The organism is Ruegeria sp. HKCCA4812 (assembly GCF_013034245.1).
Classification (GTDB): Bacteria; Pseudomonadota; Alphaproteobacteria; order Rhodobacterales; family Rhodobacteraceae; genus Ruegeria.
In genome coordinates this window covers 451,323-472,926 of sequence record NZ_WQFQ01000002.1, presented here as the reverse complement: position 1 = coordinate 472,926, position 21,604 = coordinate 451,323, and the positions used below count along the sequence as shown (strand labels likewise).

Genomic DNA, 21,604 nt, shown 5'->3' with positions numbered 1-21,604 from the left:
AATGAAGAAATTAGTGATCGCAGCGATGGTAGCAGCGTTGGGTGGGCCGATATCGGCGGCACCTCTTTGCGATGATCTGGGATTTGCCGGGCTTCTGGCGAAATGCAACCGTGGGGAAACCATCAAGCTGACGCTTGCTTCGGGGCAACCGTTGGGTGAGGACGTGGTTCTGCAATCCGGCGCGTATTACAAGCTTGAGATCACCGCGGACGGTTCGGCGGAACTGGCCATCGAGGGGCCGTCTTTCTTTCGCGCGATCTGGATGAATGAGATCGTGATCAACAAGATCGAGATCCGTCCGATGGCGGTGGACAGCATCGAATTTGACAAGGCCGGCGTCGCCGAATTGTCGTTTATCGCAATCAAACCCGGCAGTCATGAAATTCGCATCCCCGGTTCCACCGGTGACACGCAACGCATTACGGTGAGTATTCAATAGAGGAGAGATAACATCATGAAAAGATTTGCAATGTTGATAACCGCCGGGCTTTTGGCGGCCCCGGCTTTCGCCGACGACATTGACGCGGAAACGGTGGCAAAGATCGAGGCCTATCTTGCCTCTGTCGAGTGTCAGATGGACCCGGATGACATCGAGGTTGAAGATGATGGTTATGATCTGGACGATGTCATCTGCAAGGGTGGCAACCAGTTCGATATCAAACTGGATAAAGACTTGAATGAAGTCAGCCGAAAGGCGGAATAGCGAGTAAACGGGATCGGGTCATGTCCAAACTTCTTGCCGCGTGCCTTGCATTTGCACTCAGTTCGGGGGCTTTGGCCGCCGAGACCCTGCCGACCATTCGCGCGGCCGTACTCAAAATCGGAACGGTGAATTGGGAACTTGAGACCATTCGCCGGAACGGCTTGGATCGGAAACACGGCTTTGTCCTTGATGTTCAACCTTTTGCCGACAATGGCGCAACGCGTATCGCGGTCGAGGGGGATGAGGCTGATTTGGCCGTTGCCGACTGGATTTGGGTTGCTCGTCAAAGGGCTGCCGGCAAGGACTATGTGTTCATCCCTTATTCCAAAGCCGTGGGCGGGGTGGTTGTGCCCGCTGACAGCCCGGCAACCAGTTTGAAGGATTTGGCGGGCGGCAAGATCGGCATCGCGGGTGGTCCGCTGGATAAATCCTGGCTGATCCTGCGCGCCTATGCAGCAAAGGAATACGGGATGGACTTGAAAGCCGACACCGAACAGGTGTTCGGTGCGCCGCCTCTGATCTTCAAATCTGCTTTGAACGGCGATTATGCCGGGGCGATCAATTTCTGGCATTTCCTGGCCAAGATGAAAGCGTCCGGCATGAAAGAGCTGATCTCGGTTGAGGATGCCGGGCAGGCTTTGGGGCTCGACACCAATACGCCTTTGCTGGGTTATTACCTGAAAGAGAGTTTTCTGAACGAAGACCCCGACCTTGCGCAAAGCCTGTTTGCCGCCAGCCGCGACGCCAAGGACCTGCTGGCCAATTCGCCCGAAGCATGGGAGGCGATCAGACCGCGCATGAACGTCTCGTCCGATGCACAGTTTGAACAACTCAAGTTCGATTGGATCGCCGGTATTCCCGATCGCCGCCCGGTTGATGCGGTCGCGACCAACAAGATGCTGGAACTTATGGCCGAATTGGGCGGGGCTGAACTGGTGGGCGCCGCGACGACTGTGCCGCAGGGTCTTTTTGCCGACGTGGAATAGGATCAGATGCAAAACGCGCGCCTCACGCCGCTTATGTCTATCGCAGGCCTTGTGGCGTTGTGGATTGTTGCGGCGTCGCTGACCGCAGACCCTCAGATACTGCCGCAACCCTGGGACCTGATCCCCCGGTTTCATCAAGAGCTTGCGTCAGGAGAGTTGCTGCGCAGCCTTGGCGCGACCCTGTCACGCGTGATCTGGGCGTTCGTGCTGGCAATGACATTGGGAACGATCATTGGCCTGGCCATGGGGCGGTCGGATGCGCTGAACCGCTGGCTCGATCCATGGCTGGTTGTCTTCCTGAACCTGCCCGCGCTGGTTCTGATCGTGCTGTGCTACCTCTGGATCGGATTGACCGAGGCTGCGGCGATCACGGCGGTTACGCTGAACAAAATTCCCAATGTCGCGACGATCCTCCGAGAGGGCGGCCGGGCGCTGAGCCCGGATCTGGATGCGTTGGCACGGGTCTACCGGATGCCGTGGCAAAGGCGACAGCGCCATGTGATCCTGCCGCAGCTTGCCCCGTTTATCGCAGCTGCCGCACGGTCCGGACTTTCTCTGATCTGGAAGATCGTGCTCGTGGTCGAGTTTCTTGGGCGCTCATCCGGTGTCGGGTTTCAAATCCACTTGTATTTTCAGCTGTTTGATGTGGCAATGGTGCTGGTCTACGCGTTTTCGTTCATTGCCGTCATGCTGGTTGTCGAATGGCTGGTTCTTCAACCTTTGGAGCGTAGCGCTCGACGGTGGAGAACTGCATGATCCGAATTGACATCCGAAAGAAGCGCTTTGAACACCACGCCGTTCTGGGCCCCATTGCATTTGACATCGCCGCCGGGGAAACGGTCGCGCTGACCGGACCATCGGGCATCGGAAAGACGACGTTGCTGCGATTGGTGGCAGGCATTGACCCGGATTTCGAAGGCCAGATTGTGCGGCCGGATCGGCTTGCGATTGTGTTTCAGGAACCCACTTTGCTGCCATGGCGCTCGGCTTTCGATAATCTCGCCCTGATCCATGGTAACCTGTCGCAGGCTGACATTGACGCTGCGCTGTCAGACGTTGGCCTGGACGGAAAGGGGGATTTGTTTCCCGGTCAATTGTCATTGGGTCAGCAGCGCCGGCTTTCTCTGGCGCGCGCCTTTGCCGGGCAGCCTGAATTTCTGATTATGGACGAGCCTTTTGTATCACTGGATTCCGAAACGGCCGAGACGATGCTGACCCTGACCGAGGACCTCATCACGCGGCATCGCCCAGCGACCCTGTTCGTGACGCATTCCAAACCGGAAGCACAGCGGCTTTCCGACCGGATTCTGAATCTGGTACCCGGGCCCAGCGGTGCGGTTCTTGGTTAGGGTCATTCTGCGGGCTCTCTCGCGGCACCGGGTGCGGTACGATATATAAAGGGTGCATCCGATTTGGCGGCATGTTCGTTTGCCTGGTTTTGCAGGGTCTGATGGTGGGGTGATTTGATGCAAACCGGATCGGTGGCGGCTGCGTCTCCGATAACGGCCATGGCCTGACAGCGGCAGCCACCAAAATCAATGGTTTTGCGTTCGCAGGTTTTGCACGGGTCCGACATCCAATCCGTGCCGCGATAGGCATTGAACGCGCTGCCATGGAACCAGATATCCGCAAGCGGTTTGTCCTGTACCCGGTCAAATGTCAGATGCGGGATGGACTGTGCCGCATGGCAAGGCAGAACCTGACCGTCTGGCGCCACGTTCAGCCCGGTTGTCCCCCAGCCGCCCATGCATCGCTTGGGGTAGTCGTCGTGATAGTCCGCCGGAACATAATCGATGACCAGTTGCCCCTTGAGGTTTTTCCTGGCCTCGGCCACCTGTCGCGTCACCTGTTGCGCCTGTTCCCGCGTCGGCATCAAGGCATCCCTGTTCCGCAAGGCCCAGCCGTGGAATTGCACTGTTGCAACTTCGATCCGCCGAGCACCCATCTCCTGTGCCAGTTCCAGCGCCCGCGGCAGTTGGTGGGCATTGCGACGGTGCAGCACGAAGTTCAGGGTCAGCGGAAACCCAATCTTCTTGATCCATTCGACCGTTTTCATCTTGCGGTCAAACCCGCCCCGATAGCCGCCTACCTTATCCGCCATCGCAGCGTCGGTACCCTGAAGAGAAAGCTGGATATGGTCCAGGCCGACTTCGTCCAGCTCATGCAGGCGTCGCTCGGACAGGCCGATCGCCGACGTGATCAGGTTGGTATACAACCCGGCCTCACGCGCGGCATTGACCAGCGCAACCAGATCGCGGCGGGATGCGGGTTCGCCACCGGACAGATGCAATTGCAAGACACCAAGCGCCGCCGCTTCTCTGAAAATACGTGCCCAGCTTTCGGTATCCATTTCGTTGTCGAGTTTGGCCATTTCGACTGGGTTGGAGCAATAAGGGCAGGACAACGGACATCGGTGCGTCAGCTCGGCCAGCATGGCAATGGGGGGAGGGGTTTTTACCTGCATCAGATGACATCCAGAAAGCGACGCACCCGAAGGGCATCCAGAAACCCCGAGCTGTCTTCGACAATCTGTTCTTCCGGGGCGTTGTATTTCCTGGACAGTCTTGCGGTGATCTGACCAAAGCTGCGTTGGCCGTCTACTTCGCTCAGAATCGCATGTCCGATCTGATCCAACGTCACGGCCCGTTCAGGTGCCAGCAGAACCCATTGTTCTCGCACGGAATCGAAATGGATGCGGACACCACGCGGCAGCAAGGGGACCTCCTGCGCCAACATCACGACGCCTGCCGCATCCGTAAACCGGTGTCCGGCTTCCATGCCCCCGGAGGAATTCGGGCAGGTTCGACATAGGCACCCCACAGGGCATCCAGCTGCGACCAGAGGACATCGGTCTTGAATATCAGTGCCTTGGCTGCCGCGTCTTGTTTTTCTGCGGTGTCGGCATGATCCAGAACCCATGCCAGACCAAAGGCCACATCCTTGGGGGCTTCTTTCAGGCGGTTGCGGAAATAGGCAAGTGAGCTGTCATCCGCAAAATCGTAATGCCGAAGCAGGCCTTCGATCCTGTTGGCATGAATCTTGGGAGCAAACAGTTCTGTGAGTGAGGCCGCAACCGCTTCCAGCAACGACTTTTCGCGGACGTATCGCACGTAAGCATCCACCGCAAATCTGGTGGCAGGCAATACGCCGTCGCATGAGGCGACATAGTCCGGATCAAGACCGACTGCTTCGGCCAGTCGCAACCAGCGCCGGATACCACCTTCGTTGTCTTCCGTGCCGTCATGATCTTCGATCCGCGACCGCCAGGCTCGACGCAGCGCAGGATCTTCTACACGCGACATGAAGGCGGCGTCCTTCATCGGGATGGAATGCTGATAATAGTAGCGGTTGATCACCCAGGCCCGTACTTCGTCAGGCGTGCATTGACCTCCGTGCAGGCGATGATGAAACGGATGAAGGTCGTGGTAACGCTCGGCTCCGATCTGACGAAGCCGGGCCTCGAACTCTGTGCGGCTTTGGGTCATAGCGTTATCTCCATGCCATCCTGGCCTATCGTCCAGCCTTTCGCCCGTGCCCGGGCGTTCTCGGCGCTGTCGGGGCGCAGAACCGGATTGGTGTTGTTCATGTGGATGAACACTTTCCGGCCGATTTTCATATCGTCGAAACCAGCGATGGATCCATCGTGGCCGTCCATCGACATATGGCCCATGCGCTTGCCCGTTTTCTGACCCAACCCGGCCTGCACCATTTCCGTGTCGTGCCAAAGCGTGCCGTCGAAAAACAAAAGATCGGCCTCGTCAAGCCGGGCGCGCAGCTCGGGCGTCAATGCGGCACAGCCCGGTATGTAATATGCCGTCTTCCCCTGCGCGCTCAGTGCCACCCCGACGGTTTGTTCGCCAACCAATTCGGTTTCGACATGTTCCCCTTCAAGATACAGAGGCACTTTGCCGGGCACCGGAAACAATGACGCCTGCAAGCCGGGAACCAGATCGAACGTCTGATTCAACGAGATCGGCGCGCGAGTCACGACCGAGGCGTTCAAGGCGTCGAAAATCGGGTTCTGCGCGATGACGTTCTGAATGCTTTGGGTTGCAAACAGCGTGAATGGCTGCATCTCGCGCAGCGTCAGCAAGCCAGCCACATGGTCGATGTCACCATTTGTCACCAGCACCGATTGAACCGGCACCGCTCGCAACCCGGTCGGATACAGGACGGGCGTATTGCCAAGCTGCGTTCGAATATCCGGAGACGCGTTCAGGATGGCCCAGTTCTTGCCATCGGGTGAGACCGCGAGTGATGATTGCGTCTGCGCCGGAATATGTCCGCTTCGGGCCAGATTGCAGTTTTCACATCCGCAATTCCATTGCGGAAGGCCGCCACCAGCAGCGGCCCCAAGTATTATCGCGCGCAACGTCATCTATTGTTGGCGCCTGCGGCTGATCAGATCAGGCCACCACCGCGCTCGTCGTCATGATCGGGGCCGTACATGTTGATTTCCATGCCGCATTCGATTTCGCGAATAACAGGTCTGTTCCAAGCCATATCAGGGTCCTCCTCCTAGAAAGTGCTTGCGAGCAATGTGGCAGGTCTCATGCGCCCGTGCGACTCTTAATTCATAAGAAGGATTTAGACTTTGGTCGGTACTCAGGCGTCATCCGACAACGGGGCGACCCCCTGAATGCAAAACCCCTGGTTGCGTATGGTTTTGATTTCAAATCCAAAATCATCCAACCCCAATTTCTTCCTCAGATATCCGATGTAGACGTCCACCACATTTTCGTTACTGGACCCGTCCTGTGACCAGAGCGTGTCAAACAGTTCTCCTCGGGATATTGGCGATCCGGCCTTGCTGTTGAGCAGCGTGAGCAGTTCGAATTCACGTTCGGTGAGCGCAATGCGTGTCTTGCGGATCGAAAGCGTTCTGTCCTGCGACGACAGGCGCGCGGGGTCCGGGCGCTGAGAGAGCACGCGTTGTTCCTGTACTTGCAACCGGGCGACAAGCTCATCAAAGCTGAACGGCTTAACGACGTAATCATCGGCCCCGGCTTCAAGCCCGGCGGCACGATGATCGACATCGGATAGGGCAGACAACATCAATATCGGGATTCCGACCCCGGCAAGACGTGCGGCCCGGACCAGTTCGATGCCACTGTCGGTTCCCAGCATGACATCGACAATCGCGCCCGAGAATACACCGCTTTTCAACCGCTCCAACCCTTGGTCGGCGCGGTTTTCAGCCTCGGCTGAGTAGCCGTGCAGCGACAGGCCCCGGACAAGGGCCGACGTGATTCTGGGGTCGTCATCTATGATCAGCAGTCTGGAGACCATTTTTCTATGCCTCCGCCAGCGGTAGTCGAATGCAGACATTTGTACCGGCATTTGATCCCAGGGCGTTTTCACGCGGAACCGGGCTTGCCACCGAAATGGTTCCTTCATGGGCCTCGATAACCCACCTAGCCAGTGCCAGCCCGACACCGAAGCCCTGACTGTTTGCTGCCCCTCCCTGAACAAACCGCTCGAAGATCCGGGTTTGAGCGCCGTCGGGAATTCCGGGGCCGTTATCGGTCAGCTGTATTTGAACGCCACCATCAACCGATTGGCCGGACAGCAACAACGCCTTCCCGTCCCGCGCATGTCGGATCGCATTGCGTATCAGACTGAGCAGGACCTGACGAATCCAGTTCAGGTCACAGTGCAACGAACAATCCGGGAAGTCGCCCGTTTCAAGCTGCATGTCGGCGCCATCGATTTCAGGTTGAATGTCGCTCACGACTGTTTGCATCAGTTCGCATAGTGCAACGTTGGTTGGTTCCAGAGCCAGCTCACCGGTTTCGGATCGGGCGACGCGCAACAAATCATCGATTCTCTGGTTCAGTTTTGCGGCGCTGCTTTCGATTGTTGCCAACGCCTCTGGCGCGGTCTGGTTATCCCTCTGGCCTATCTGAGCTTCCATCATGATGACCGTCAGCGGCGTGCGCAGTTCGTGACTGACATCAGCAAAAAAGCGGCGCCGGTTTTCGTCGATCTTGGACAGGGATTCATTTGCAGCGCTCAGTTCGCGGGTTCGCTGGGCAATGGTCTCGTTCAACCGTGCCCATTCTGCGTCAACCTCGGCCTGGCGTTTTCTCAATGCAGCGGCCATGCGGTTGGTCTCGCCATATAACTGGCCGATCTCATCATTACGGGTTTGAGGCAGCGAAATTGCGAATTCGGATCGGCCGACCTGAACCGCCGCGTTGCGCAACCGATCCAGACGAGAGAACTGCGGTCGCACAAGGCCAAAATAGAACCACGCCGTGCTGAGCAAGGCGAACAGTGCCAGTGCCAGTGCCGCCCAGGTCAGAACCCAACGGGTCCGTTCGATCCCCGCCATGACAGAGTTTCGAAACAGAACCTCGGTATTCACCGCCTGGCTGAGCAGAGGATCAAACGCCGACGCAAACGAGTCGACATAGGCGCGCAGCTGGGCCTGATCGGCTTCTGCGTCGGCTAGCCCTTCCAGCGTGCTGGCCAGCAGCGCTTCCATTCTGGCCAGACCCAGGGATTGGGTTCCGTATCGCGATTGTTCGTCCAGCCCCAGGGATTGAACTGCGGCAACGGCATCTTCCACATCGGAACGAAGGTTCAGAAACGTTGCCCCAATCTGGTCTCGGATCGGTGAAAGGCGATCAAGTCGAGACTCGACCGTTTGGCCGGTCTGTATCGACTCGGTTGCGATCACAAGAAATGTGGCCGCCTGGGTCGACAGAGCAGCATAGCGTGCCATGCGGGTTTCCGATGCCAGAGCCGTTTCCAGGCGGCTGGCGACGGTCTGCATCCCGAAGTAAAGGATTGCGGCCGCCAGCAGGGTGCCTGATCCAAGCACGACGGCCCCAAGGCCCAAGCGCGTTTTCAGAAGCAGATTCCGCTTTGCGGTTTGTGGCGCTGCCGTCATGATTTTCGCCTCATCAGGCCCCGGGCCGGGTCATACCCCCAAACGGCGATCGCGCTCAGTATTGCGGTTGACGCCAGAACCCACAGCAGGGCCCCCCAGTTGATCTGCAAGTAAAGCAGAAACCGGATCAACTCGACCACATGCGTGAAAGGATTGAGCGCACAGATATCACGCAGCAATGGCGAGCTTTCAGCCATTTTCCACAGCGGATAAAGGGCGGAGGACAGGAAGAACATCGGGAATATGACAAAGTTCATCACCCCGGCAAAATTCTCCAGCTGCTTGATGAAACTGGACAGCACCAGCCCCAGCGCGCCCAGCATCAGACCGCCCAGAACCAGCCCCGGCAGAACCGTGACATATCCGGGTAGGGGCAGGACAATGCCGAACACAGCGGCCAATGCGAGAAACGTATAGACTTGCAGGATGGATATCGCGGTTGATCCCAGCAGACGGCAGAACAAAAGCCACCAGCGCGGGAACGAGCTGGTCAGCAGCAGGCGCATCGAGCCCATCTCGCGGTCGTAGACAAGGCTGAGCGAGCTTTGCATCCCATTGAACAACAGAACCATCGCACACAGGCCGGGGACGATATAGGTCTCGTAAGTGATATAGGTCTGGTAGGGTGGAATGATCGACAGGCCGAGGGCCGCGCGAAACCCTGCTGCGAAGATCAAAAGCCAAACCATTGGCCGGACCAGAGCTGCCAGAAATCGTTCGCGTTGATGGATGAAACGCAGAAACTCGCGTCCGATGATGGCGCGGGCGACTCCCAGGAACCCGTTCATGCCGGCACCTCGGTTCGGGACAGGAACCAATCGGACAGTGTTTGATCCCCCCGCAGGCGGCCCACCTGCCCACTGGCAAGAATCTGACCGCGATGAAGAACCAGAAGCTGGTCGTCGTCGCGCATTTCATCTGTCAGATGCGTGGCCCACAAGACGCAAAGCCCCTGTTCCGCCAGGTCGTGCACATGGTCGGTTATCGCGTGCCGAGCCGCGGCATCAAGCCCAACGGTCGGTTCGTCCAACAGCAACACCGAAGGTTCGTGCAGCAGGGCACGCGCCAGTTCCATCCGGCGGCGATGACCACCATTGAGATCGCGCACACGTTCCGCGGCGCGGTCGCGCATGTTCAGCCGATCCAGCGCCGCATCGATACGGCCGGGGACTTCGGATCGCGACAACCCATGCAGAGCCGCGAAATAGGCCATGTTCTGGCGCACCGTCAAACCCAGATCCAGTGTCGGTTGCTGAAAGACCACGCCAAGCTTTGCCAGCGCCTTGCGTGGGGATTGGCGCAGATCATGGCCTGCGACCGTGATTTCACCGTCCGGCGCCACAAGCAATCGCGTGAGCAGCGACACCAGTGTCGATTTACCGGCCCCATTCGGACCGAGCAGACCGCAGAACATCCCCGCCGACACGTCAAAAGAGACAGCATCCAAAGCCGTCTTGGCGCCATAATGAAAGCTCAGGTCGCGTACGGCGAGACCAGGATCGGTTTTCGCCGAGGGGCGCGCGTCTGACATTCTTCCTCCGTCCCGAACCATGGTTCTTGACAGCAGCTTGCATCGTCGGGGCGCGTTTCTCAACCTTCCAGTCCGAGGCCGGACCACGACTTAAGTATGTGAAGCTTCACGGATTTGATGGTATTTCCCGAAGGATTCGTCGCCAAATTTGGCCAGCTGAGACTGTCAGGGGAAGGCGGGCCTGATCGGCGCGAATACCCCGTTTTGCGGGCACCGCTTTTCAGTTTGCGTTCAGCAAAAACGATCTGAACTCTTTGAAGGCGGGGGATCTGCTGAAAGAGGGTGTGAATTTGGCCACCATTGCGCGGGGAAGCTTCAACGAGGCCGAAAACGGGCGAACCAGATCGCCATTGTCCAGCAAGTTCTGAACCAGAACTTCGTGCGCCATCAACACGCCACCGCCATGACGCGCCTCTTCCAGCGCGACGGAATACAACGAGTGCACGGTTCCCGTCTTCGGTACACGTGCGCCATCTGGTTGGCTGTTCAGCCAATTGTCCCAATCATTTGCCCATGCCCCGTCATGGAGAAGGGTTTCCCGCGAAAGATCTGAAACAGATTTCAATCTGTCCGCGACCGAGGGCGCGCAAACCGGGAAAATCACATCTTCGGCTATTTTGATTTCGTTGATTCCGATCGTTTCACCGGAAAAGAACAAAGTCATGTCAAATGGTTCACGCGCAAGGTTTGGCGGCGTTTCAAGGGCCACGACAGACACGGACAAATCCGGGGCAATTTGCCTGAGCGTTCCAAGTCTGGGCGCCAGCCACAATTGCGCGATCGACGGCAGCGCGGCGACCTTGACCTTGCGCGGCAGGGCCTTGGTTCGAAGTTCCTGCACGGCCATTCCCAATTGATCAAACGCCTGGGTGAACCCGGGCAAAAGCTCTTCGGCGAGCGCCGTCATCTCGACCCCGCGGGCATTTCGGACAAAAAGTTGGGTGCCGGCCCAGGCTTCAAGGGCCTTGACGTGCTGAGTTATCGCGCCCGGAGTAACGGATAGCTCGTCTGCCGCAGCGGCAAAACTTCCAAGCCGAGCCGCCGCTTCAAATGCTCGTAAAGCATTGAGATGTGGGCCTTTCGGGCGACGAGGGGAAAGTGACATCCATTTAAGCCTTAGTTTTTCTGCGGCAAATAAATAGCAATACTGATTTGCTTCGGCCAGTGGAACTCTGGAATTTTGGAGAAAACGCAATCGCATCGGAGGAGCCCGGATGTCGCGGCACTTTGAAAACCCAGTCAGGATGACCGACCCCGTCGTCGCAGAAGCTCTTGCAAACGAGAAAAAGCGCCAGCAGGACCAAATTGAGCTGATCGCGTCCGAAAATATCGTCAGCCGCGCGGTGCTGGATGCTCTTGGGCATGAGATGACCAACAAGACGCTTGAAGGGTATCCGGGAAACCGGTTCCACGGGGGTGGTCAGTTTGTCGACGTCGTCGAGCAGGCGGCAATTGACCGCGCCAGGGAACTGTTCGGATGCGACTATGCCAATGTTCAGCCCCATTCCGGCAGCCAGGCGAACCTTGCTGTTTTCTTTCTGCTGCTCAAGCCTGGTGACAGGGTCTTGTCGCTGGATCTGGCCGCCGGCGGTCATCTGAGTCACGGCCTGAAGGCCAACCTGTCGGGTCGCTGGTTCGAACCGCATCATTATGGTGTCGATGCCGAATCCGAGGTCATTGACTGCGATGCGCTGGAAAAACTGGCCGAGGAAATCCGGCCAAAGCTGCTGATCGCGGGTGGGTCTGCCTATCCACGGGAAATCGACTTCGAGCGTATGGGGCAAATCGCCAGGAAGGTCGGTGCGCGTTTTCATGTGGACATGGCCCATATTGCCGGGCTGGTCGCCGCGGGCGTGCATCCTTCGCCTTTTCCGCATGCGGACATTGTGACGTGCACCACGACAAAAACACTGCGTGGTCCTCGTGGCGGGTTGATCCTCACCAAAAACGAGGACTGGTTCAAGAGGCTGCAATCTGCGGTTTTCCCCGGCGTTCAGGGTTCGATTCACAGCCAGGTTCTGGCGGCCAAAGCAGTTTGCCTTGCCGAAGCGCTTACGGATGAATTCAAGGACTACGGAGCGCAGGTCAAAGCCAACGCCGCCAAACTTGCGGAAACCTTGCAGTCCCGGGGGTTGCGTATCGTGTCCGGTGGTACTGACACGCATCTGGTGCTCGTGGATCTCAGCCCCAAGGGTATCACAGGCAAACGCGCCGAGGTCGTTCTGGAGAAGGCCAATATCACAACCAACAAAAACGCGATCCCCAATGACAGCACGCGACCGCCAGAATGGGTTGGATTGCGCCTGGGCGTGAGCGCGGCAACGACCCGCGGAATGAAAGAGGCCGCGTTCGACCAATTGGCAAACGTGATTGCGGATTTGATCGAAGCTGAGGCCGCGGGTGATACCGGCGCGACAATTCTGCGCTGCAAAACCTCGGTCGCTGCGTTGTGCAAATCATTCCCAATCTACCCGGCGTAGTCACTGCGTGCCCGGTGGCAGGGTCCATTGACCGCTCTGGACCATTGGTGTGAGGGCGTTACCGCTGCGCCATGGCAACGCGTGTCTGATTGGGTGTTTGGGCTGTACCATGTTTGCAAATTTTGGCATATTCGTGCAGTCCAAAACCAAAGGGCCGGTCAATGCTCGCACCTGAACGCCACGCCATCATACTGGAAGAAGTCTCGCGCCAGCCAGCGGTCTCGATCCGTTCGCTGACGGAACGGCTTGGTGTGTCACGGGAAACCGTGCGCAAGGATATTGAACAGTTGGCACTGGAGAACAAGCTTCATCAGGTGCGGGGCGGCGCGACCAGTATCCGCAGGCGGGAACCTCCGATGGCCGACCGGGCTCAAACCAACCCGAAAGGCAAGGAACGGATTGGAGCCTATGTGGCAAGCGTGATCCCGGACGGGGCCAGCGTGATAATCGACAGCGGGTCAACGACAGTGGCGGCGGCGCAGGCTCTGGCTACTGTGCGACAAAATCTTACCGTATATACCAATGATTTGACGATTGCATCTGTGTTGGCACCGGTGGTCGCCGAAGTCACGCTGCTGGGCGGGCGGCTGGATTTTTCAGAGAATGCCACATTGGGTTTGGACACGCTCGACCACCTGTCGCGATACAATGCAGAATATGCGTTGATCGGGGTCGGCGGTGTGAGCTCTCGGGCATTGTTTACGGATTTCTCGCTGGAAGGCGCCAACCTGCGTCATATGATGATGCAGCGGTCGCAGCGGCCGCTGATCCTGGCTGATAGCAGCAAGTTCGACATGGTTGGTCCGATCGTAATGAAACCTCTGCCGGTGAAAGCGACTCTGGTGGTGGATGAGGAGTTGCCAAATAGCATTGCTGGCGCGCTGCAAAGCCAGCCCGTGGATATTGTGATCGCATGACGCAATAACAGGAAAAAAATTGCCAAAATTTGCAAAGTACAAATAGGGTGAAGGGAAATCCGAATCCCTGAGTATGGAGCGACCCGATGGCTGACACCAGACTTCCGCACAGCGCAGCATGTCATTGTCGGAGGCATCATCATTGGCTGCACGGTTGCGTATCATCTGACCGGAAAGTTGCATCGTGATGTGGTGCTTATTGAGCAGGGGTAACCAAGCCGTGGCACCACATGGCATACGGTTGGTCTGGATCGTCAGTTGTGCAACCAACCCGCGATGACCAACCTGATCCGCCCCTCGCCGGGGTTGCATTGCCCAGCGGGTTTGAGCCCAATAAAGCGTTGCCGTCGCGATACAGGTCAAGCTTTGGTCGAGCCGCTGTGTGTGCGCGCAAACAAGCGCTCTGAAAGCCGAATTGTGACGCAAGACAAATATTCAGCTCATATCGTCGGGCCACAATGACATTACAGGCCGTTCTCATCGTCTTGACCGCAGCCGTGTTGCACGCGCTCTGGAATGCGGTTGTCAAAGGCGCGCCCGACAAAGCGGTTGTTTTGGGGTTGGTGGCGCTTGGCCACGCCGTACCTGCGCTGATTGCGTTGCCTTTTATCGGCTTGCCGGTTTGGGCGGCGTTCCCCTTCATCATCGGCTCGACCCTGATCCACTGGGGGTACTATTGGTTTCTCAACACCGCGTACAAACATGGAGATCTGTCGGTGGTGTACCCGATCTCACGCGGGATTACGCCAATCCTGGTCACGGTGGGTGCCATTCTTTTCGCGGGTGAGTTTCTGCCGCCGATCGCGTGGGTCGGCATTGTCTGCATCTCGGCTGGGATTGGGTGCCTGTCCCTGATCGGGCTGGGCCGAAACACAAGCTGGGTCGCCGTGGCGGCGGCGTTTGGCACGGGTCTGATGATAGCGTCCTATTCGATTGTGGACGGCATTGGTATCCGGCTGTCCGGGAACATACTGGGATACATTGCGGCACTGTTCGTTGCCGAAATTTTTGTTGCCGGGTTTATCTTCGCGACCAGATGGCAGCGTTTCGTAGCGCTGCCCAGGCGTTATGTCTGGGCGGGTCTGACAGGCGGCGTCATCTCTGGCCTGGCGTATGGGCTGGTGCTGTATGCCAAGACGGTCGCGCCCTTGGGCGTTGTATCCGCCCTCAGGGAAAGTTCGGTTATCTTTGCATCGCTTATTGGTGTGATGTGGTTCGGCGAAGGACCGAAATCCAACCGGCTTCTTGCAGCGACCATTGTCGCGATCGGGATCGGACTTCTTGCGATGACACGTTAAGCGTTTTTTGCGCCACCGCAGGGAAAGTCTGAAGAATTCAGCGCCTTTGACATGGCCTGATGATCTGTTGATCGTCATGGTCCCGTTCCGCGCTGATCATCCAGGGCGGACGGTTTTCATCTATAGGAAATGCTTATGACATCGAAGATATAATCGATTTTTATTGGCGTTTTTATCTGTCAAACTGCTGTCAAACAATCGGTGCACAATAATCGAGTTCGAACGCCGCGCAAGAATGGCGAAAATAACATTACTACCAACAGAGGATCACAATGAAACACAAAGCATCACTTCTCGCAGCTCTGACTATCGGTGCGCTGACGGCGACGGCGGCGGCATCGGAAACGGAATTGACAGTTTATACCGCAGTCGAGGCGGAAGACTTGGCCCGGTATGCCGAGACGTTCAATCAAAGCCATCCTGATATCAAGATCAATTGGGTTCGCGACTCGACCGGGATCATTACGGCGAAATTGCTGGCAGAACGTGATAATCCGCAGGCCGACGTTGTTTGGGGCCTGGCCGCCACGTCGCTGCTGCTGCTGAAGTCAGAAGGTATGTTGGAACCTTATGCGCCGGCCGGTGTGGAAAAGCTGGACAAAAAATTTGTTGATGGCGACAACCCCCCTGCCTGGGTCGGCATGGACGCCTGGGTTGCATCCGTCTGCTACAATACCGTCGAGGCAGAGAAAGCCGGGCTGACCCCGCCGACATCCTGGAAGGATCTCACCGACCCGATGTACAAGGATCAGGTGATCATGCCCAATCCGAATTCATCGGGCACCGGGTTCCTTGACGTGTCCAGCTGGTTGCAGATGTTCGGTGAAGAAGGTGGTTGGGAATACATGGATGCGCTGCACGAGAACATCGCGCGTTACACCCATTCAGGTTCAAAACCCTGCAAACTGGCGGCGGCGGGCGAAATCCCGATTGGCATTTCCTTTGCGTTCCGCGGGGCAAAATCCAAAGCCGATGGCGCGCCGCTTGAGATCATCGTGCCTTCTGAGGGCGTCGGCTGGGACATGGAAGCCACCGCAATTGTTGCTGGCACCGCCAATTTGGAGGCCGCGCAGAAGCTGGTGGACTTTACCGTCACCAAGGAAGCCAACGAGATGTACAACACCGGCTATGCAGTTGTCGCCTATCCGGGCGTTGCAAAACCGGTTGAGCACTTCCCAGAGGGTCTTCTGGATGCAATGATCGAAAATGATTTTGAGTTTGCCGCCAACAATCGCGCGGCAATCCTGAAGGAATGGCAGTCTCGCTATGACGGAAAGTCGGAAGCGAAGTAACCCCATTGGCAGGAGAGGCTTTCGTGCCTCTCCTGCGCACCAGTCTATTGTTCCCCGAAAAACAACTTACTCACCCGGTTTCAACCGGCCAGGACCGGCCGCGCCCGAGGTGCAGATGTGAGGACTTCTCCCGTGCTTCAGAAAACACCACCCGGTGAACTGTATCTCAGCATCCAAAATTTGTGGAAAGCGTTCGGAAACTTTCTGGCGCTCAAGGACATCTCTTTGGAAATCAACGAGGGCGAGTTTGTCTGTTTCCTCGGCCCGTCCGGGTGCGGCAAGACCACTCTTTTGCGGGCAATCGCCGGATTGGATTTGCAGACCAAGGGTACGGTCATGCAGGATGGCAAGGACGTGTCCAATCTGCCCCCGTCCGAGCGTGATTTCGGGATCGTGTTTCAGTCCTATGCGTTGTTCCCAAATCTGACGATTGAAAAGAACATCGCTTTTGGCCTTGAAAACACCGGACGCAGCAAATCGGATATCGCTGTTCGCGTAAACGAACTCTTGACCCTCGTTGGTCTGCCGGATCAGGGCAAGAAATATCCGGCGCAATTGTCAGGTGGTCAGCAGCAACGGATTGCGCTGGCGCGTGCCATCGCGACCAACCCCGGACTTTTGCTGCTGGACGAACCCTTGTCGGCGCTGGACGCCAAAGTGCGTGTTCATCTGCGGCACGAGATCAAGGAGTTGCAGCGCAAGCTGGGTGTGACCACCGTGATGGTGACCCACGATCAGGAAGAAGCGCTGGCCATGGCAGACCGGATCGTGGTCATGAACCATGGTGTGATCGAACAGGTGGGGCCTCCTACCGAAATCTACCGGGAACCGGCCAATCTGTTCGTTGCCGACTTTATCGGTGAAATGAACCAGATCCGGTCACAGGTCACCAAAGGCGGACGTTTGAGCGTCGGGGAAAAGACCTTTGCCTGCCTCAGCCACAAGTTCAACGATGGAACCCCGATCATCGCGGCCATTCGACCCGAAGACATCATCCCTCATGAAGCTGGTTATCTCGACACGGGCGGCAATCGGAACTGCATAGAGGTGACGCTGGATGAGATGGAGTTCCTGGGTTCGTTCTGGCGCTGCCGCTTGAACAACGAGAAGTTCGGATCATCGGAACTGATCGCAGATTTCTCGATCAACGCTGTGCGTCGTCTGGAACTGGAAGAGGGGCGCAGAGTGGTGATTGAGCTTCCCGAGAACCGCCTTATGGCGTTTGAAGTGCCGGAGGCCAAGGCATGAGCTCGGTTTCTACCAATCAGGACAGCCTGCCTGTCGGGCCGGACATCAAGCCCAAGCTCAGCCGTGATGATATCCTGATGCGCGGCAGCATGATGGTGATCGCGCTGTATCTGGTCGTGACATTGGCGTTGCCGCTTTACACGATGCTGTCCAAGTCGTTTTCGACCTATCGGGTCGAGCTGTCCCAGTACGAGTTTCAGGTAAGTGACGACGTAGGCGTCTTTGATGGAACGATCCTGTCGGCGGACGAGTTGAACAGGCAATTGGGGGTCTATTCCGACTCTGATCTGGTGACGGGTTCCGACGGGCGCTTGCCGGTGACCGGTTTCTTTCCTGAATTCAGCTTTCGCAGCCCGGTGATGTACAAGGTCCGCAATACGACGGATACCGGGCGCTTTCTGGTCGGATCGACATTGAATGAAGGCACCGATTGGGTCGAGCTTGATTCCAACACGTTCCGCCGGGTGCAAATGCGGCCGGTCCAGTCGCGAGGGCTGGACAATTTCATCAACTACTTCTCGACACCGGCATTGTTCAATTCGATCAAGAACTCGCTTTGGATCTCGGTTGTAAGCACCATTGTGACGGTGACACTGGCGTTTTGGTTCGCCTATGCGCTGAACCGAAGCTGCATGCGGTTCAAGGGTGTTTTTCGCCTCATTGCGATGGCACCGATCCTGGTTCCGTCGCTTTTGCCGGGCATCGCGTTGGTCTACTTGTTCGGCAATCAGGGCATGATCAAGGAGTTGCTGTTCGGTGCCAGCATCTACGGCCCCATAGGCATCGTGATCGGATCGGTTTTCTTTACCTTTCCGCACGCGTTTCTGATCATATCGACCGCGCTCGCGATATCTGACGCGCGCCTGTATGAAGCTGCGGCCAGCTTGCGGTCGACGCCATGGCGGACCTTCTGGACCGTGACCATCCCCGGGGCCCGCTATGGCCTGATCTCGGCGGCCTTTGTCGTGTTCAACCTGGTGATCACTGATTTCGGATTGCCGAAGGTCATCGGTGGTCAATTCAACGTGCTTGCGGTGGATATCTACAAACAGGTGATCGGCCAGCAGAATTTTGAAATGGGCGCCGTGGTATCTGTGGTTCTGGTCATCCCGGCCATTCTGGCTTTTGCCATCGACCGGATGGTTCAGTCCAAGCAGGTTGCGCTGCTTTCGGCGCGTTCCGTGCCATATCAGGCGACGCCAAACCCGAAAGCTGACCGCATATTCCTGATCTATTGCAGCCTGATCGGCCTGTTCATCGTGGGTCTTCTGGCTGTGTGTCAGTTTGCGGCGCTGATCAAGTTCTGGCCGTACGACCTGAGTCTGAGCCTCAAGAACTATCAGTTCAACAGAATGGACGGCGGCGGCTGGGGGTCGTATTTCAACTCGATCAAACTGGCGTTGCTGACGGCAGTCATCGGCACGACGGTTGTGTTCTTCGGGGCCTATCTGGTGGAAAAATCAAACGGGTTCAGAACCGGCCGGTCGATTTTCCAGATGTTCGCGATGCTGCCCATGGCGATCCCAGGCATGGTATTGGGGCTGTCTTACATCTTCTTCTTCAACAACCCGTCCAATCCGCTGAACGGGATTTACGGCACGATGGCGATTTTGGTGATTTGCACTGTGACGCATTTCTACACCGTATCGCACCTGACGGCCGTCACCGCGCTCAAGCAAATGGACAGAGAATTTGAGTCGGTGTCTGCCTCGCTCAAACAGCCGACAATGAAGCTGTTCGCACGGGTAACGGTTCCGGTTTGTCTGCCGGCGGTGTTGGACATCTCGATCTATCTGTTCGTTAACGCGATGACGACCGTGTCGGCAGTGGTATTTCTTTACTCTCCCAAAACGACGCTTGCGTCCATCGCGGTGCTGAACATGGATGATGCCGGGGATATCGCGCCTGCGGCGGCGATGGGCATGATGATCTTTTACACCAACGCGGCTGCCCGGATCGTTCACCTGATTGCTTCAAAAGGCATTCTGAAGCGCACTCAGGCTTGGCGAAGCCGGTAGTCAAAGGAACGCTGCCCCCGCCGATCAGGTATCGGCGGGGGGGCTTTTTTCTTCCAGCGCGCGCTGGGCGAAGTCCATGAAGGCTCGGATGATCTTTACGTTGCGCCGTTGCGACAGCGAAATCATGCTTTCACCCATTTGCAACTTCACGTCCTTGAGCTTGATTTGTCGCAACCGATCATCATGCCCATACTCTGCCTGAGAGACAAATCCGATGCCTGCGCCCGAGGCCACAAGCTCGCGAACGGCCTCGCGCCCTTCCGCAACGATTGCAGGATTCAACGTGATACCGCGCCTTTCGGCTTCTTCTTCCAGTTTCTGACGTGTTTTTGACCCGTGCTCTCTGAATACCAGCGGCAGATCGGCCAGTTCTTCCAAAGAAAGCGAAGGTTTGGATGCCAAAAGCACGCCTTGGGCGGCAAAGGCCACGATTTCAGTGGACCCCAGGTTCAACACATCCATGTCCTTGCCGGGGGACAGGCTGCCGACAACACCGATCTCGGCGTTGTACGACCGAAGTTCTTCCAGAATTTCTTCGGTGTTTCCGGACCGCACGGTGATGGTGATTTTGGGGTACTTCTTTTGAAACGACCCCAGGAAAGACGTCATGTGATGCGCTGAATCGGCGATGATCCGCAATTCCCCGTCGATTGCGGCCTTGGTTTCCGAAAGGTAGTCCTCGATCTGATCTTCGATCTCAAAATACTGCTTTGTGAACCGGTAAAGCTGTTCGCCTTCGGGGGTGAGGTTCACGCGTTTTCGTTCGCGCTGAAACAACAACAGATCGTGATCCTGTTCCAGCTTTCGAACCTGTTCGGAAATCGCCGGCTGCGTCAGAAAAAGCGCCTCGGCCGCGCGGGAAAACCCGCCATGTTTGGCCACGTAATGAAAGGCTTTGAGCTGGCTGTGCCGCATCACCGGTCCCCAATGATTTGTGCATAGGCTGCACTTATAATTAGATTGATATTTGCAATTTCACATATAGCAACCGTTGCTGCAATGGTGTTTGTGAAAACGCTGTTCTGGAGCCCGGTAATGACGCCATCCCATCCAAAAATCGAGCAACCGCGCCTCGGCGAACCATACCTTTTGACACCCGGTCCTTTGACAACGTCCTATGCCGTGAAAGAGGCCATGCTGAAGGACTGGGGCAGCTGGGACGACGACTTTCGCGCCATGACAAGAGAGCTGCGGTCAAGCCTGCTGGGCCTGCTTGGTGACGGCGCCGACGCCTTCGATTGCGTGCCAATGCAAGGCAGCGGCTCCTTCTCGGTCGAAGCAATGCTGGCGTCTTTTATTCCGCCGGAAGGAAAGGCGCTGGTACTGGCCAATGGCGCCTATGGGCAACGTTCTGCGCAGACGCTACAGTATCTGGGCCGGGACCATATCGTGCTGGACAAGGGCGATTACCTGCCGCCACGGGGCGACGAGGTTGCGCGCATTCTCGCGGATGATCCGGCCATCACGCATGTTGTTGCCATTCACTGCGAAACCAGCTCGGGTATCTTGAACCCCGTCGAGGAAATATCCGAGGCCACATATGCAGCCGGACGCAAGCTGTTGATCGACTCGATGTCTGCCTTTGGCGCGATCGAGCTCAGGCCCTCGGATATTCGATATGAAGCCATGGTGTCTTCGGCCAACAAGTGCATCGAGGGCGTTCCCGGATTTGGCTTCATCGTGGCGCGCAAGAACGAGCTGGAAGCCGCAAAGGGTAACAGTCATTCCCTGTCTCTGGATGTGCACGCCCAATGGGCGCACATGAACAAGACCGGTCAGTGGCGCTTTACCCCGCCGACGCACGTGGTCGCCGCCTTCATCGAAGCGCTTCGGGCGCATACCGCTGAAGGCGGCGTTGCCGGCCGCGGCGCACGTTACACCCGCAACCGGGACGTCATGGTTGCAGGCATGCGTGAACTGGGTTTCGAAACGCTGCTGGACAATCGTTGGCTCAGCCCGATCATCGTCACGTTCTTCTGCCCCGCCGATGAGAAATTCGTATTCGATCGGTTCTACAACCTGATGAAGGACAAAGGGTTCATCATCTACCCGGGCAAGCTGACCGTCGTCGACAGTTTCCGCGTCGGATGCATCGGTCAGATGGACGAAGACGTCATGCGCAATGTCGTGCGCGCAGCAAAGGAATCCCTGGAAGAAATGGGCGTGACAAACGCCGCTCCTCCTCTTCGGGCACTGGAAGAACGCGCCAAGCTGGCCGCTTAAACATCAAGGAAAA

Annotated in this window: 23 protein-coding genes; 12 read left to right on the top strand and 11 right to left on the bottom strand. The window is 57.2% G+C overall.

Annotation, left to right across the window (positions count from 1 at the left end):
• Position 1: 1 nt before the first annotated feature.
• The 5 genes from GOW04_RS09630 to GOW04_RS09610 are packed head-to-tail and all read left to right on the top strand — an operon-like array spanning position 2 to position 3,038.
• Positions 2-439, top strand: a complete 438-nt coding sequence (locus tag GOW04_RS09630) for a hypothetical protein (protein ID WP_171205914.1) — start codon at positions 2-4, stop codon at positions 437-439.
• Positions 440-454: 15 nt separating this feature from the next.
• Positions 455-703, top strand: a complete 249-nt coding sequence (locus tag GOW04_RS09625; RefSeq protein ID WP_171232378.1) for a PepSY domain-containing protein — start codon at positions 455-457, stop codon at positions 701-703.
• Between the two features lie 20 nt (positions 704-723).
• Positions 724-1,689, top strand: a complete 966-nt coding sequence (locus tag GOW04_RS09620; protein ID WP_171232377.1) for an ABC transporter substrate-binding protein — start codon at positions 724-726, stop codon at positions 1,687-1,689.
• 6 nt (positions 1,690-1,695) lie between these two features.
• Complete coding sequence (locus GOW04_RS09615) at positions 1,696-2,445, top strand: ABC transporter permease (RefSeq protein WP_171118337.1); 750 nt, start codon at positions 1,696-1,698, stop codon at positions 2,443-2,445.
• A complete protein-coding gene (locus GOW04_RS09610; RefSeq protein ID WP_171205917.1) occupies positions 2,442-3,038 on the top strand; it encodes an ABC transporter ATP-binding protein in 597 nt (198 codons plus the stop codon). The genes GOW04_RS09615 and GOW04_RS09610 overlap by 4 nt, the downstream gene beginning before the upstream one ends.
• A 2-nt stretch (positions 3,039-3,040) precedes the next feature.
• Here GOW04_RS09610 and pqqE read toward each other — a convergent pair whose 3' ends face one another.
• The 10 genes from pqqE to GOW04_RS09560 all read right to left on the bottom strand — a co-directional run bounded on the left by pqqE (position 3,041) and on the right by GOW04_RS09560 (position 11,220).
• Complete coding sequence (gene pqqE, locus GOW04_RS09605; protein WP_171232376.1) at positions 3,041-4,153, bottom strand: pyrroloquinoline quinone biosynthesis protein PqqE; 1,113 nt, start codon at positions 4,151-4,153, stop codon at positions 3,041-3,043.
• Positions 4,153-4,467, bottom strand: a complete 315-nt coding sequence (gene pqqD, locus GOW04_RS09600) for a pyrroloquinoline quinone biosynthesis peptide chaperone PqqD (RefSeq protein ID WP_253283556.1) — start codon at positions 4,465-4,467, stop codon at positions 4,153-4,155. The genes pqqE and pqqD overlap by 1 nt, the downstream gene beginning before the upstream one ends.
• Complete coding sequence (pqqC, locus tag GOW04_RS09595) at positions 4,425-5,174, bottom strand: pyrroloquinoline-quinone synthase PqqC (protein WP_171232375.1); 750 nt, start codon at positions 5,172-5,174, stop codon at positions 4,425-4,427. Before pqqC ends, pqqD begins: the two co-directional genes overlap by 43 nt.
• Positions 5,171-6,067, bottom strand: a complete 897-nt coding sequence (pqqB, locus tag GOW04_RS09590; RefSeq protein WP_171232374.1) for a pyrroloquinoline quinone biosynthesis protein PqqB — start codon at positions 6,065-6,067, stop codon at positions 5,171-5,173. Before pqqB ends, pqqC begins: the two co-directional genes overlap by 4 nt.
• A gap of 23 nt (positions 6,068-6,090) precedes the next feature.
• Positions 6,091-6,192 carry a pyrroloquinoline quinone precursor peptide PqqA gene (gene pqqA, locus GOW04_RS09585; RefSeq protein ID WP_117873022.1) on the bottom strand — a complete coding sequence of 34 codons (102 nt, stop codon included), beginning with the start codon at positions 6,190-6,192 and terminating at the stop codon, positions 6,091-6,093.
• 102 nt (positions 6,193-6,294) lie between these two features.
• Complete coding sequence (locus GOW04_RS09580) at positions 6,295-6,978, bottom strand: response regulator transcription factor (RefSeq protein ID WP_171232373.1); 684 nt, start codon at positions 6,976-6,978, stop codon at positions 6,295-6,297.
• A 4-nt stretch (positions 6,979-6,982) separates the two neighbouring features.
• On the bottom strand, positions 6,983-8,584 hold the full coding sequence (locus tag GOW04_RS09575; protein ID WP_171232372.1) for a HAMP domain-containing sensor histidine kinase: 1,602 nt from the start codon (positions 8,582-8,584) through the stop codon (positions 6,983-6,985).
• Complete coding sequence (locus tag GOW04_RS09570) at positions 8,581-9,372, bottom strand: ABC transporter permease (protein WP_171232371.1); 792 nt, start codon at positions 9,370-9,372, stop codon at positions 8,581-8,583. The genes GOW04_RS09575 and GOW04_RS09570 overlap by 4 nt, the downstream gene beginning before the upstream one ends.
• Positions 9,369-10,115, bottom strand: coding sequence for an ABC transporter ATP-binding protein (locus tag GOW04_RS09565; RefSeq protein ID WP_171232370.1), 747 nt, complete (start codon positions 10,113-10,115; stop codon positions 9,369-9,371). Before GOW04_RS09565 ends, GOW04_RS09570 begins: the two co-directional genes overlap by 4 nt.
• Before the next feature lie 220 nt (positions 10,116-10,335).
• Complete coding sequence (locus tag GOW04_RS09560) at positions 10,336-11,220, bottom strand: LysR family transcriptional regulator (RefSeq protein WP_171232369.1); 885 nt, start codon at positions 11,218-11,220, stop codon at positions 10,336-10,338.
• A 139-nt stretch (positions 11,221-11,359) separates the two neighbouring features.
• Here GOW04_RS09560 and glyA point away from each other — a divergent pair, with 139 nt between their 5' ends.
• The 6 genes from glyA to GOW04_RS09530 all read left to right on the top strand — a co-directional run bounded on the left by glyA (position 11,360) and on the right by GOW04_RS09530 (position 19,368).
• Positions 11,360-12,595 carry a serine hydroxymethyltransferase gene (gene glyA, locus GOW04_RS09555; protein WP_254430105.1) on the top strand — a complete coding sequence of 412 codons (1,236 nt, stop codon included), beginning with the start codon at positions 11,360-11,362 and terminating at the stop codon, positions 12,593-12,595.
• 161 nt (positions 12,596-12,756) lie between these two features.
• Positions 12,757-13,512 (top strand): DeoR/GlpR family DNA-binding transcription regulator, encoded by a 756-nt coding sequence (locus GOW04_RS09550; RefSeq protein WP_171232367.1) that lies wholly within the window; start codon positions 12,757-12,759, stop codon positions 13,510-13,512.
• 485 nt (positions 13,513-13,997) lie between these two features.
• Positions 13,998-14,810, top strand: a complete 813-nt coding sequence (locus GOW04_RS09545; RefSeq protein WP_371814377.1) for a hypothetical protein — start codon at positions 13,998-14,000, stop codon at positions 14,808-14,810.
• A 272-nt stretch (positions 14,811-15,082) separates the two neighbouring features.
• On the top strand, positions 15,083-16,102 hold the full coding sequence (locus GOW04_RS09540) for a putative 2-aminoethylphosphonate ABC transporter substrate-binding protein (RefSeq protein ID WP_171118362.1): 1,020 nt from the start codon (positions 15,083-15,085) through the stop codon (positions 16,100-16,102).
• Positions 16,103-16,234: 132 nt separating this feature from the next.
• Positions 16,235-17,350 (top strand): putative 2-aminoethylphosphonate ABC transporter ATP-binding protein, encoded by a 1,116-nt coding sequence (locus GOW04_RS09535; protein ID WP_371814376.1) that lies wholly within the window; start codon positions 16,235-16,237, stop codon positions 17,348-17,350.
• Positions 17,347-19,368: a putative 2-aminoethylphosphonate ABC transporter permease subunit gene (locus GOW04_RS09530; protein ID WP_171232364.1), complete on the top strand. Its 2,022-nt coding sequence runs from the start codon at positions 17,347-17,349 to the stop codon at positions 19,366-19,368. The genes GOW04_RS09535 and GOW04_RS09530 overlap by 4 nt, the downstream gene beginning before the upstream one ends.
• Before the next feature lie 24 nt (positions 19,369-19,392).
• Here the strand turns inward: GOW04_RS09530 and GOW04_RS09525 are convergent, their stop codons facing one another.
• Positions 19,393-20,283 carry a LysR substrate-binding domain-containing protein gene (locus GOW04_RS09525; protein WP_171118368.1) on the bottom strand — a complete coding sequence of 297 codons (891 nt, stop codon included), beginning with the start codon at positions 20,281-20,283 and terminating at the stop codon, positions 19,393-19,395.
• A gap of 120 nt (positions 20,284-20,403) precedes the next feature.
• Here GOW04_RS09525 and GOW04_RS09520 point away from each other — a divergent pair, with 120 nt between their 5' ends.
• The gene (locus GOW04_RS09520) at positions 20,404-21,591 is read left to right on the top strand and encodes a 2-aminoethylphosphonate--pyruvate transaminase (RefSeq protein ID WP_171232363.1); all 1,188 of its coding nucleotides are present in this window, start codon (positions 20,404-20,406) and stop codon (positions 21,589-21,591) included.
• Positions 21,592-21,604 lie beyond the last annotated feature (13 nt).

Coding starts and splice junctions, on each gene's coding strand:
- GOW04_RS09630 (WP_171205914.1), top strand. CDS start 2: ATGAAGAAATTAGTGATCGCAGCGATGGTAGCAGCGTTGGGTGGGCCG.
- GOW04_RS09625 (WP_171232378.1), top strand. CDS start 455: ATGAAAAGATTTGCAATGTTGATAACCGCCGGGCTTTTGGCGGCCCCG.
- GOW04_RS09620 (WP_171232377.1), top strand. CDS start 724: ATGTCCAAACTTCTTGCCGCGTGCCTTGCATTTGCACTCAGTTCGGGG.
- GOW04_RS09615 (WP_171118337.1), top strand. CDS start 1,696: ATGCAAAACGCGCGCCTCACGCCGCTTATGTCTATCGCAGGCCTTGTG.
- GOW04_RS09610 (WP_171205917.1), top strand. CDS start 2,442: ATGATCCGAATTGACATCCGAAAGAAGCGCTTTGAACACCACGCCGTT.
- pqqE (WP_171232376.1), bottom strand. CDS start 4,153: ATGCAGGTAAAAACCCCTCCCCCCATTGCCATGCTGGCCGAGCTGACG.
- pqqD (WP_253283556.1), bottom strand. CDS start 4,467: ATGGAAGCCGGACACCGGTTTACGGATGCGGCAGGCGTCGTGATGTTG.
- pqqC (WP_171232375.1), bottom strand. CDS start 5,174: ATGACCCAAAGCCGCACAGAGTTCGAGGCCCGGCTTCGTCAGATCGGA.
- pqqB (WP_171232374.1), bottom strand. CDS start 6,067: ATGACGTTGCGCGCGATAATACTTGGGGCCGCTGCTGGTGGCGGCCTT.
- pqqA (WP_117873022.1), bottom strand. CDS start 6,192: ATGGCTTGGAACAGACCTGTTATTCGCGAAATCGAATGCGGCATGGAA.
- GOW04_RS09580 (WP_171232373.1), bottom strand. CDS start 6,978: ATGGTCTCCAGACTGCTGATCATAGATGACGACCCCAGAATCACGTCG.
- GOW04_RS09575 (WP_171232372.1), bottom strand. CDS start 8,584: ATGACGGCAGCGCCACAAACCGCAAAGCGGAATCTGCTTCTGAAAACG.
- GOW04_RS09570 (WP_171232371.1), bottom strand. CDS start 9,372: ATGAACGGGTTCCTGGGAGTCGCCCGCGCCATCATCGGACGCGAGTTT.
- GOW04_RS09565 (WP_171232370.1), bottom strand. CDS start 10,115: ATGTCAGACGCGCGCCCCTCGGCGAAAACCGATCCTGGTCTCGCCGTA.
- GOW04_RS09560 (WP_171232369.1), bottom strand. CDS start 11,220: ATGTCACTTTCCCCTCGTCGCCCGAAAGGCCCACATCTCAATGCTTTA.
- glyA (WP_254430105.1), top strand. CDS start 11,360: ATGACCGACCCCGTCGTCGCAGAAGCTCTTGCAAACGAGAAAAAGCGC.
- GOW04_RS09550 (WP_171232367.1), top strand. CDS start 12,757: ATGCTCGCACCTGAACGCCACGCCATCATACTGGAAGAAGTCTCGCGC.
- GOW04_RS09540 (WP_171118362.1), top strand. CDS start 15,083: ATGAAACACAAAGCATCACTTCTCGCAGCTCTGACTATCGGTGCGCTG.
- GOW04_RS09530 (WP_171232364.1), top strand. CDS start 17,347: ATGAGCTCGGTTTCTACCAATCAGGACAGCCTGCCTGTCGGGCCGGAC.
- GOW04_RS09525 (WP_171118368.1), bottom strand. CDS start 20,283: ATGCGGCACAGCCAGCTCAAAGCCTTTCATTACGTGGCCAAACATGGC.
- GOW04_RS09520 (WP_171232363.1), top strand. CDS start 20,404: ATGACGCCATCCCATCCAAAAATCGAGCAACCGCGCCTCGGCGAACCA.